Annotated in this window: 11 protein-coding genes; 5 read left to right on the top strand and 6 right to left on the bottom strand. The window is 37.9% G+C overall.

What is annotated here, in order from left to right; genetic code table 11:
• Both AC1DG9_RS15300 and AC1DG9_RS15295 read right to left on the bottom strand, forming a co-directional pair.
• Positions 1–446 (bottom strand): RNA polymerase sigma factor (locus tag AC1DG9_RS15300; protein WP_477634837.1); only part of this gene is annotated, 446 nt, incomplete at its 3' end.
• 344 nt (positions 447–790) lie between these two features.
• Complete coding sequence (locus tag AC1DG9_RS15295; protein ID WP_172659979.1) at positions 791–1,831, bottom strand: methyltransferase; 1,041 nt, start codon at positions 1,829–1,831, stop codon at positions 791–793.
• A gap of 846 nt (positions 1,832–2,677) precedes the next feature.
• Between AC1DG9_RS15295 and AC1DG9_RS15290 the strand changes: the two genes are divergently transcribed.
• Both AC1DG9_RS15290 and AC1DG9_RS15285 read left to right on the top strand, forming a co-directional pair.
• Complete coding sequence (locus AC1DG9_RS15290) at positions 2,678–3,637, top strand: D-2-hydroxyacid dehydrogenase (RefSeq protein WP_172659978.1); 960 nt, start codon at positions 2,678–2,680, stop codon at positions 3,635–3,637.
• 8 nt (positions 3,638–3,645) lie between these two features.
• Complete coding sequence (locus tag AC1DG9_RS15285; protein WP_337716664.1) at positions 3,646–4,794, top strand: glycerate kinase; 1,149 nt, start codon at positions 3,646–3,648, stop codon at positions 4,792–4,794.
• Positions 4,795–5,066: 272 nt separating this feature from the next.
• Here the strand turns inward: AC1DG9_RS15285 and AC1DG9_RS15280 are convergent, their stop codons facing one another.
• Together AC1DG9_RS15280 and AC1DG9_RS15275 are read right to left on the bottom strand one after the other, a co-directional pair.
• A complete protein-coding gene (locus AC1DG9_RS15280) occupies positions 5,067–5,330 on the bottom strand; it encodes a hypothetical protein (RefSeq protein WP_477634836.1) in 264 nt (87 codons plus the stop codon).
• A gap of 179 nt (positions 5,331–5,509) precedes the next feature.
• Positions 5,510–6,109 (bottom strand): insulinase family protein, encoded by a 600-nt coding sequence (locus AC1DG9_RS15275; protein ID WP_337716660.1) that lies wholly within the window; start codon positions 6,107–6,109, stop codon positions 5,510–5,512.
• A 202-nt stretch (positions 6,110–6,311) separates the two neighbouring features.
• Here AC1DG9_RS15275 and AC1DG9_RS15270 point away from each other — a divergent pair, with 202 nt between their 5' ends.
• The 3 genes from AC1DG9_RS15270 (at position 6,312) to AC1DG9_RS15260 (ending at position 9,974) form a co-directional block, all read left to right on the top strand.
• Positions 6,312–7,004, top strand: a complete 693-nt coding sequence (locus AC1DG9_RS15270) for a LytR/AlgR family response regulator transcription factor (RefSeq protein ID WP_337716659.1) — start codon at positions 6,312–6,314, stop codon at positions 7,002–7,004.
• A 136-nt stretch (positions 7,005–7,140) separates the two neighbouring features.
• Complete coding sequence (locus tag AC1DG9_RS15265; RefSeq protein ID WP_477634835.1) at positions 7,141–8,967, top strand: ATP-binding protein; 1,827 nt, start codon at positions 7,141–7,143, stop codon at positions 8,965–8,967.
• A gap of 170 nt (positions 8,968–9,137) precedes the next feature.
• Entirely contained in the window at positions 9,138–9,974 is an 837-nt protein-coding gene (locus AC1DG9_RS15260) for a hypothetical protein (RefSeq protein ID WP_337716655.1), read from the top strand.
• A 38-nt stretch (positions 9,975–10,012) separates the two neighbouring features.
• On the opposite strand, the gene AC1DG9_RS15255 is transcribed toward AC1DG9_RS15260, so the two are convergent.
• Positions 10,013–10,759 (bottom strand): LytR/AlgR family response regulator transcription factor, encoded by a 747-nt coding sequence (locus AC1DG9_RS15255; RefSeq protein WP_172659972.1) that lies wholly within the window; start codon positions 10,757–10,759, stop codon positions 10,013–10,015.
• A 12-nt stretch (positions 10,760–10,771) separates the two neighbouring features.
• Positions 10,772–12,055, bottom strand: a 1,284-nt coding sequence (locus AC1DG9_RS15250) for a histidine kinase (protein ID WP_477634834.1), incomplete at its 5' end; no start/stop codon positions are given.

Here is a 12,055-nt window from a genome sequence, read left to right as displayed (position 1 = left end):
AAATCATCTTCAAAACGCATTCTGAAGATGATACGCTGTTGCGAAGGGAGGCTTTCAATCAGCTGATCAAAAGCTTCAAGAAATTCGTCATGTAATATTTTCGCATCAGCATCACCGAGCACGCCTTCAAGTTCAGCTGCAGTATCGGGAAGCGCCGCATACTTACCCTCTTTCTCGAGATGTTTAAATACCCCATTTCTGGCCGCAACATTTAAATAAGCAGGAAGGTTTTCAATAGGACTTGCTGTACCCCTGATCCAAAGCTGAACAAATACATCCTGAGCAATATCCTGAGACCGTTCCATATCATTTAGCCTTTTAAAGGCAGTATTAAAAACGAGTTTCCAGTATCTGTTGTATAAAATGTCAAACGCATACTTATTACCCTCACTCAGTTGGAGCAAGAGCTCATGGTCTCCGATACTATTTAGACTTTCAGGGCACATCTTCACCTATATCAACCAAATCTATAAATATTTATAATATTCCCTGCGCTCATTTAACATAAATAGCACTATACCTCTGCTTTTTAATACCTCTGATTAAAAATCCTCCTTCAATATTGACATTGGAGTGATTTTTTAGTAAAAAATAAAGCAAAGTTCACTACACATCAAGCACAAGACTAATAAAACCACCACCTAAACTATAGTTTGTTAACTTTTTTACACCAGAGCACCCGTTTAGCAAAGATATCGCACATTCCTCATGAATTACAAATGCCTAAGGCACGCATGGACAGTTAGCAAGAATGTTCATAGAATAAAGCAGGTAAAATGTTAATGCAAGTTTATTTATAGGCTATTGCCGCGCTTGATGGCCCTGCTAATGGAAGAAGTGAGGTGGTTCTAAATCCGACAATATTAGCCCATCTGTTAAAGTCTGCAAATGTATAATCAAATCCCGTTCCTGTTTCAATCAGCATATTTAAACTCATCATCATACCAAAAACATTTTGCTTTCTTTCGTCATCTATGATGCCTTCAATAGCTACAAATGCCCCATTAGCTGGGAGAGCATCATAAGCTTTTTTCATTAAAGAAATTTTATTTTCTTCGTCCCAGTCGTGCAGGATGTTCCCCATTACCACAACCTCGGCATTGGGTATTGGCATGGTAAAGAAGTCGCCGCTTGCGGCTTTTACACGATCTGATAATCCGAATTGCTGGATGGTAGCGTTTGCAATAGGCTCAACCGGAGGCAGGTCAAAACTTGTACAATGCATATGAGGGTTATATTTTGCAACCATAAGCGAAAGCAACCCGGCTGAACCGCCTATATCAACTAATGTATTATATTTTTGAAATTCAAATTTTTGAGCAAAGGTCATAAAATTCCCCATTTGAATGCCGCTCATTGCATTGGTAAATTCTTTTAATTTTTCAGGGTCCTCATATATTAAACCGAAAAAATCCTCACTTCTTTTGGCTTCGTTTTGAGGAAGTCCCGTAAGCAGCCCCTCGCCTAAATTACCCCAAAATCCATATAAACGATTGTTCATCATTTCAAGGATACCTCCAATATAGGACGGCTTATTTATATCTAAAAATGTATCTGCATCAATGGCATTCGAATAAATGGCTGTTTCCAAAATACCTTCACGCGTTAAAAAACCAAATACAGTTAACGTATCTAAAAAATCATAAACATTTCTGTCTGTACATTTAAGTCCTAAAGTTTCTTTGACATCTTTGGCTTTCATAGTTTTCTTTTCCGAAAGCTTGCTGAATAATTGAAAACTCACAGCGGTCAAAAGAATTTTTGAAGCCCAAAAGCCTGTTCCAATTTTCATAATGTTTTCAGGCGATGGCTGATTAGTTTGCGGTTTCATTTTTTTCTATTAATTGTCAGTTTTAATAATTGGTCGTGCCCCCGGAAAATTCTACTGAAGCCTGGTTATCTAAAATACAAAGATTAATTGGATATAAAGCCATTATCTAACTGAACAACAATAATTTACTGCAATTTCTAAACAATCTATCTGGCCTTCGATTGTACTGTTATCATCACTATCGAAATCTAATGTGCTTTTTGACCTTACCTGCATTATTCCCTTTGTACAAAAGGTATATGGACAATGGCAGTAGCAACATAACCAGAAGGCACACCAAAGCAGGCAAAAATATAATTTTTACAGCAGCGATAGCTTCATCCAGATCTACAATAGCCCTCAACATAAGGGTGGCAGAAAGGCAGATCAGAAACAAAAGCAATGAGATTAGATAGTACCTTGTTCTAAGCATAGATTTTAAGATTTTATTGTGATTTCTGTCTGTTGGTATCTATACGAGTTGAGAATACAAAACGCTACAGACAATAATGCTATTAAAACAAGTGATAAATGCATGCTTTGATAGTAGTTGTTAGTACTGCTTCAGGAAACTATATAATGAGAAATATTTTCAACTTCGTTTAAAAACGCAACCAGTTTTGTATTTTAAATAATTGTTATCTTTAGTAAACCAATATAAATTAATATGGTAAATATAAAATCTAAAGAAATGCTATTTGCTGGACTAATGGGAGTAGGCGGTTTTGATCTTACTACTAAACTCCTTTACCCGATAAAATATCTTGCACCAACCTTTATAATATCATTAGCAGTTTGGCTTTATTGCTTTTATGTGAATAGGTCAGTAAGAAAATACGGGAAACAAAATAGTCGTGACAGTATTTTATGAAAATCGTAATACTAGACGGATATACACTGAATCCAGGGGACCTGAGCTGGGACGAGTTAAAACAATTTGGTGAAGTAACCCTGTACGATCGCACCCCAGTAGACAAAGTTGTTGAACGCACAAAAGGGGCAGATGTTATATTTACCAATAAAACACCGGTAAACGCTGAGGCATTAAACAGTCTTCCGGACTTAAGATACATTGGAGTCCTGGCCACTGGTTATAATATTGTGGATACCGCAGTGGCCAGGGAAAAGGGGATAACAGTAAGTAATGTACCAGGTTATGGTACGCCGTCTGTCGTGCAACTAACCTTTGGCCTTTTACTGGAACTTTGCCTACATGTACAGCGCCATAGTGATGCGGTAACCTCCGGCCGCTGGGCTTCCGCTCCCGACTTTTGCTTCTGGGATTATCCGCTGGTTGAACTGACAGGAAAAACAATGGGGATTATCGGATTTGGTGATATAGGCCGGCAGGTTGCTGATGTGGCCGCCGCATTTGGAATGAAAGTTATTGGAACAAGCCGGAACCGGACAGATCAGTCTCACCGCAGTAATTTTAAATGGGCAGAAATACCCGAACTGCTGGAGCAGTCAGATGTTGTCAGTATCCATTGCCCTCTAACACCTGAAACCAAAGGGCTCATCAATAAAGAAAACTTACAGCGAATGAAAAGCAGCGCTTTTCTTTTGAATACCTCAAGGGGCCCTATCATTATCGAAGAAGATCTTGCCGAAGCATTGAACAACAGTAAAATTGCCGGAGCGGGCCTCGATGTGCTTTCTGTTGAGCCGCCTGCGAAGGACAACCCGCTTTTCGGTGCAAAAAACTGCATCATTACACCTCACATCGCCTGGGCAACAAAAGAAGCGAGAGCCAGGTTAATGGAGGTAACTATTGCCAATTTGAATGCATATAAAAATGGGAATCCTGTAAACGTGGTAAACTTGTAACTGAAGACATGATGCACATCCTGATTTCCCCCAATGCCTTTAAACACAGTCTGAATGCCGAAGAAGCTGCGTTTGCTATTCAGGAAGGTTTAAGGCGAAGTAAGGCCGGTGTGACCACTGAGTGTTTCCCGGTAGCAGATGGCGGGGATGGTACAGCAACCTTAATTATAAAAAAATGCAAAGGCACATTATTGGATGTGGCAGTACACGATGCGCTGGGCAGACCAATAAATGCTGTATTTGGCCTGATCGATAATGGTGCAACAGCCGTTATAGAAATGGCAGACGCATCAGGAATAAGGTTACTTAAACCCGAAGAGCTTAACCCTTTGCGTGCCAATTCTTCCGGTACAGGGGAAATGATCAGAAAAGCACTTGACCAGGGGGTTGAAAAAATTATAATCGGCATGGGTGGCTCAGCTACTGTGGATGGTGGCACCGGCATTTTGCGTGCCCTTGGTGTCCGTTTCTTAGCAGCGAACGGCAATGAGTTAGCCATTCTTCCTAAGGATCTTAGAGATTTAGCGACTATTGACCTTTCAGCCCTTGACGAAAGAATATTGAAATGTGAAGTGATTGTTTTGTGCGATGTAGACAATATGCTACTAGGTAACCAGGGATCTGCGGCTGTATTCGGCCCGCAAAAAGGTGCCTCCCCGGATGAGGTAAAAAAATTGGACCAGGCGCTTAACAAACTTTCAGGCGTGGTTTTACACCATACAGGCAGGGATATGGCTGCGATAAAGTACGGAGGCACTGCAGGAGGCGCAGCTGCAGGCTTATATGCATTTCTGAATGCCCGACTGGTAAATGGAATAGATCATTTTCTTTCACTTACAGATTTTAATTCTTCACTGGAGCGGGCAGATCTGGTCATCACCGGGGAAGGGAGTATTGATGCGCAAACCTTACAGGGAAAAGGGCCTTTTGGCGTAGCATACCGTGCCAAACTTAAAGGGCTGCCTGTGGTTGCCTTCGCGGGGAAGGTGCCACTGAAACGGAATGTAAATTTACAGGCATATTTCGATGTATTAATGCCTATTGGAAACCAGCCAGACGATCTCACAACTGCGTTGGCATGTACAGCAGATAACCTTACACGGACAGCCGAAACATTGGGCAATATGCTGGTCTTGATGCCAGAGAAAAGAAGCTGAAATAAAAGGCATCAGGAACTGATCACTACATTTATGTTATCATGATGCATGTTTAAGTGATAATGGCCACTGCTCACCAGAATGGTGAGAAAAGTTACATATTTTGCTTCTGGTCGGAAAACAAAAAAAACCTGAAATCAGTTGATTTTCAGATTTTTAGTTGATTTTAATATTAGTCTATGCGGGGTAGCTGGGAGTCCCTTGCAACACCTAGAGGTCATTTTATCGATCATAATGGAGATTTACAAGAAAAAATGAGCGGATGTTTTAGGCTATTTTCCCTCACTGCTTTTCAATTTCCAAATAAAGCCATCCAGTACATAATGCGTACTTTGTGACAGTGCAAGTAAAGGGACTAGAAAAGTTAGTATACTGATGTCCATTATTTGTGGCAGGGAAGAGAAAATAGAAAATACGTTGGTGTGTTCCTTCCATATAAAACCATCCCACAAACCTTCCTCGATATAAGCCGGTAAAGTAAGTATTAGGATAAACACCAAAACACCATATTTACCAAATGTGGCACGCACCAACATATTCCCGAATGCGGTGCCGATTCACGAAGCCCTATTGCTCTATTGTAATGAATTGATTTAATGCAAATAAAGCCCTAGCCTAAATCCAATCTCATATCAACCTGTATATACCATAACAGGAAAAGCTGCAAAAAAATAATTCTGTACAGCTAATCAATAACTCATCCATTAAATTTAGGCTATTTGGTAGCCAATAGTTCCGAGTTAGAACGGTTGTTCCATTCCCCAAAAGATTTCTTTGCTAAAGCTTTAGCCTCGGAGACAGAGATATTGCCCACAATAGTCAGATATGCATTTGAAGGAATAATATTCTTACTATAAAATGCTTTGATATCGTTTAAAGTTATAGCCTGAAGTGATGCCTCTGTAATTGTTTCGGGATAATAGCGGTCTTTCGCATTCACACTAGTAATTACTTTTGCTAAGGCTGTTTCAAAAAAAGTTTGGTTTAAGGCAGGTTCCTGTATTGATTTTGAGAATATCATTAAGGTGGCAGCAAAATCGGAGGTATTTGCAGCTATATTACCGCCCTTATCGCTGAAATTCATCATAACGTTAAATACTTCTTGCACACCAGATTTACTGCTTTCAGTTGCTCGCTCATCTGCTGTAAAACCTGCAAATATTTTTTTACTTTCCCCATTCTCTGCAACAATTATGGTCAACCCATTTTTTAGTTTAAAACTAACAGGATCTTTCATTGAAATGGACTGAGCACTGGCTAATTGGACAGATAATACTGAAATAATTACGATGATAAAGTTTTTAATAGTTTTCATAATAGCTTATATTTTTGTGAATTGATTAATCAAAACTATTGCTGAAACACGATCTGCGAAACGAAAAGGAGATAGAAAGGCAAATTCTGTCGTCGAAATGGGGATTTGAAGCGTTATAATTTATAGTGATGTTTAATACGGGCTGTACCTTTACTGAATAGAAATATTAACGTATATTGGATTAATAAATAGATTATTTCTGATGAATTGCTTAATTGTAGATGACCAGGCGGTATTTAGAGCCGTTTTAAAGAAATTAATAACTTTAGACCCATCCTTATTCTTGGTTGGTGAATGTACAAATGCCGCCGAAGCCCATCAGATTATTCTTAACAACGATATTGATATCATTTTTTTAGATATTGAGATGCCCAGAATGAGCGGAATTGAGCTAGCAAGATTGTTAGAGGGTAAAAACCCTATGATTATTTTTACTACTTCTCAAATAGATTATGCTATAGAAGCTTTTGATTTAAACGTAGTTGATTTTTTAACAAAACCAATAGGATCTGTTCGGTTTTTGAAAGCGGTACAAAAGGCTCGAAATCTGATCAAAACCAAAAAGCAGGCTGCAAATGAAGCAGATGAATTTGTGTTTATCCGAGATTCAAATATCATTAAACGAATTAAATTATCTGATATTTTATACTTTGAAGCTAAGGGAGACTATATAAAAATTTTCCTTTCAAATACCAACTACTCTATCCATTCATCCTTGAAATCTGTAGAACAAAAATTACCCGAAAATACATTTTTCAAAGTGCACAGGTCTTTTATTGTTAACCTTGGAAAAATAGATTCCATTGAGGGGGGCACATTAATCGTCAATCACACTATGATTCCTGTATCTGACACCTATAGACCGCTATTAAATAAACGGATGCAAATTCTGTAACCATCTCAAGGCGCAATCTATAAATAAATGAAATGAATAAGTCTATTTTCAATTGAGTTTATTTAAATTAAAAACTAAATTAGTTTGATCTATTCCTATTTTCACCATGCGCTTACCAAAACTATTGCCTTACTTTTTGCCGGTCCTACTATTTTGTTATGGCACAATACAAGGACAATCCAATTTAATAAGAGCAGAGAAACAGAAATTGTCTTCTGTTAAAGACAGTATCGGTTATATCAATTCCATAAACCGCTTAGGAATGCTCTATCATATGCGGAATCTGGATAGCGCTCTTTATTATAGTATAAAGGCCAAAGAGATGGCCACTAGGTTACAATATCCGAAAGGAGTAGCAKATGCTGATAATGTTATAGCGACTATTTTCGCTATGAGGGGGATGTACCAGGAATCTCTTCAACTATTAACCCAAGCATTGTCTGCTTATAGCGCTCAAAAGGACAGCGCAAACGTTAGTCAGGTAACAATAAATATGAGCAATGTATATGGAAGTCTTAATGATTCTACAAAAGCTCTTAATCTTTTGAGACAGGTCATTCGAACAGGAAGTAAAGACAGTATTATGAGCCTGGCGTATGCCAATTATTGCATGGCTAATTCAACTCTTTCTGATGATAGTAGTCAGTACTATATAAATAAAACTCGGGAAATTGCTTCCAGGTATAATGATTACCGAATGCTAATTGGAGTAAAGGAGTTAGAATCCGATTTTCTACTAAAAAAAGGTCGTATTAAAGAATCGTTAAAGGTGCTGGCTGATGCCTTAGCTGAAGCGCGAAAATATGAGCTTAATGAACAGGAAATTTACTTGTTGAATTCCTACGCCCGATATTATAAAAACCAACCAGATAGTGCTTTGCATTATGCATGGAGTAGTTATCAATTGGCTAAAGAAAACGGTTATGTAGTGGCGTTGATCCCATTATTGCAGGATGTTTTAAGCTTTACTGAATTATTGGGCAATAAGGATAAAATTATCAGCGTTCAGAAGCTACTGGAAACCACAATGGCCGAAGAGAATGAGAATTTGAAAAAATTTGTTGGAGATTACATTAAATACAATATCATACAAGGTGATAATGCTGTTTTAAGTATCATAAATAAAAATAGCAAGACCAAAATATGGCTGCTGGTGTCCATTTGTGTAGTCAGTTTATTTCTACTCCTTTTCATGTATCGCTTATACCAGGTTTCGCGTAAACATGAAAGTGAGCTGGGAAAACTCAACCGGCAAATATTGGAACAAAATAAGACCCTACAGGCAACGGACGAATTCAAAAACAAACTCTTCTCTATTTTAGCACATGATTTCAGAACTCCACTTATCTCTACAATAAGCATTGCTGGTTTAATGAAGGACAATCCAGAATTTACGAAAGAGGAAATGGAACAGTTTTATGGTGATATAGAAAAGAGAGCYTCAGATATGCTGGAGTCATTCGACATCATATTGCAATGGATCAAACAACAATTGTCCGGTTATCAATATAAAGCTGAAACACTAGTACTGCATGACCTTTTTAGTGAATCGGCTGACATTGTTATGCCGCAAATGATTCCAAAAAAGATAACATTGTCAAACCAAATACCAAAATACGTAATTGCAACATCGGATAAGGAAATGCTACAATTCGTTAATCGAAATTTACTGTCTAATGCCGCTAAATTCTCCCCTGAGGGTGGGACAATTACAATTAGTTGCACACAGGACGATCATTTGATTACTATATCCATAACAGATGAAGGCCGCGGAATGGATGAGCAGACGCTCAGTAAACTATTTTCAGTATCCAGTAACTTCGGTTCATCTACACAACATGGAGCGGGGATAGCCCTTTCCATGTGCAAAGATTTTATTCAAAAACTTGGGGGTCGAATTTGGGCACAGAATGCAGAACCAAATGGCGCCATATTCTCATATTCCATTCCATTAAAAGCATGATTCCTTCTTTTTCAGATTGCCAACTTATCCATTTTATAAAATGTTCAATATCATCCATTTTTTAGCTCATTGTTTTTACCCGGGAGCAGTTACACAAGTGACAGGCCTTTATTGGCAAGATCATCTTTTCATTAAATAAGATTCTTATCTTAGAGAAACTAAATATAAGTATGAACGCTAAAATTATCTCTCTTACCATCGCTATATTAGTGATCTTCTCCCTAAATTCATCTGGGCAAACCCGGCTTAACATTGAAGGGACCTGGAGATTGGTATCTCAAAAAATTATAAATTCTGAAGGCGGTGTAACTACTTCCGATAGTGCCGCTTTAAATCAGATAAAGGTTTATACGCCAACCATGTTTGTTAATGTCGGCGAAAGAAGAATACCACAATTAGACAATCAAAAAATGGTAGTTTCTTGTGCCGGCGGCCATTATTCTTTAAATGGCGACGTTTATGAAGAGTTTACAGAATTTGCTTCCTATAAAGACTATAAGGACCTAAAGGTGAAGTTTAAATTGACAATGGAAAATGGCAAAATGCATACAGTTGGTACCCTTTCGGGTGCTGATGGAATCATCACCACTTACGATGAATGGTATAGCAAGGTTGAAGTTCCGACACAAAGCAAAGAACTAACCGGGACCTGGAGAGTAATATCTCAGCGGGTAAATAATCCTGATGGCAGCGTGTTTACTGCAGATAGCACCTCGGCAAGCATGCGCAAAGTATTTACTCCGGGCATGGTTGTAGTCATACGTGAACAGGCTATTCCAAAGGCAGATAACCAGAAGCTTGTAGTATCCTGTGCGGGTGGCCTATACACCTTAAAAAATGGTGTTTATGAAGAGTTTATTAGTTTTGCTTCATACAAGGATTTTAAGAGCATGAAAGCAAAATTTGATTTAAAATTTGAAAACGGTAAGCTCCATACATCCGGCATACTTACAGATGGAAATGGGCAAGAGGCGGCTTATGATGAATGGTTTGTGAGGGCCGATTAGCCGGTATATTCCGAACAAACAGATATGAGTTTATCGAACTAAGCAATATTCTCTAAATACTTTAACACCTCTTCCTTTTTTCGGCTTGAGACCAATATCTGTGCTTTATTTTCCATCAGTAAGTAACCCTCACGGTAATACTTTTTAACGAATTGAAAATTTACCAGATAAGATTGATGGCACCTCAAAAAACCGAATGGGGTAAGTGAGCTCTCATATTCTTTTAGCCCTTTTGAAACAAGTATTTCTCTTCCATCTATTAAATAAAAGGTTGTATATCCTTTATCACTCTTACAAAACACAATGTCATCTATCGCAACGATTTCAATGCATTCGATGCTTTTTAGTGCAACACGTCTGGCTGCGCCTACTCCTTGTGCAAGGTAATGTGCTTTGGCAATGGCCAATTGCTGCTGACTAAAGCTTTCCTGTTCCCGATGATGAAAACATTTATTAAAAATTGCACTTAAAGAAATCTCATCTATAGGTTTAAGCAGGTAGCCGAAAGCACCTAAATTCAATGCTTGAATTGCATACTGATCATAAGCAGTAAGAAAAACTACCTGAAAATCATTCATTCCGATCTCATCGAAAAGGTGAAAGCTATCACCATCCTTTAGCCGGATATCCGCAAGAATAATATCCGGTGCCAATGCAGGTATCTCGATTGCAGCTATCGAAACTCTATCTGTGACGCCTACTACTTCGAGATAGCTGATTTTTTTTACAATCTGCAAAATATGCTGCATAATTCGCACTTCATCTTCGAGGATATATAATTTCATTTTTATCGTCTTTTATTCTTCAATTAAGGGTATTGTGATTTCAGCGATTACGCCATGGCCTTCTTTTTTATCGTTAACCGTAAATTTTGCACTTTGCTCATGTGATGAAAAAAGTAGTGCCAATCGCTCTCTCAAAATAACCTGGGCTAAGGATTGCTTCTTTTGTTTGTTTACATCATTACTTCTGAGTCCACTGCCATTGTCATCCACACTTATGAATAACATCTCATTTACCTTGTTAAATGAGATGTTTAACATGCCTTTATGACTTATAAGTCTAAAACCGTGTTCTATGGCATTTTCTACAAAGGGTTGTATAAGCATTGGAGGGATAAGTATGTGTTCAAGATTTAAACCTTCATCTACAATTATCTGATAATCAAACACACCTACATAACGCATTTGTTGAAGTCGGATATAGTTATTTAAGGAATTTAATTCTTCACTTAACTCAATAAAATCCTTTCTGTTTTGCTCTAAAACTCCTCGCAGTAAACTAGAAAATGAGTTAAGATAACAAACAGGTTCTTCAACATGACCCGAGGCTATTAAACTCTGAAGGTTCGCAATTGCATTAAAAATAAAATGTGGATTTAGTTGAGTTTGCAACAACTTTTGTTCAATATTTAGTCTTTGGTTCTCAGATTTTAGTAATCTGTTTTTTTGCTTTAAACGCTGTTGATTGTAAAGAATATAAAAGAAAAGAAAAATACTCAAAAAAATCAATGTGAGTAAAACAAGCGTCCAGCGTTGCTGCTTTATAGCGGCTTCGTTTAACTTATTTCGCTCGTTTAGTTCTTGAATACTTTGGTCCTTTTTTTCAGTTTCGTATTTCTCCTGCAATTCCGCAATTTTAACCGCTTCAATTGCCTGAAAATTCCTGARTTCGATAGTATAAGCAGAATCTGCRGCCTCCATCGCCCTGGCAAAATCTCCCTTTAGTACATAGGCATCTTTAAGGCCGTTGTAATACAGTCCTTTTCGTTTTTTAAACAGATTCTTTTTTTCGAGTTCAATACCCTCACGATAATATTTGATTGCTGAATCGGGCTGCTTATTTCGAATAAAAGATGTGGCCAGATTGTTAAAAGCAATGTCATTTAGGTTGTTATGTTTTTTCAGATAATTGAAATATAACCTACTATATTGCAAAGATTTTTCATTCTGATTCTGCCTGGCATAAATCTGCGATTCATTATCGTAGCTACGGGCAATGGCAAGGCTGTCACCAATTTTAACAGCCAGTTCACGGGCCTTGCTATTATAAAACTTCATTTTCTGATCATCTCCTAATCG

Source organism: Pedobacter sp. 05L430, from assembly GCF_056397585.1.
This window is presented reverse-complemented; position numbering and strand designations above follow the sequence as displayed.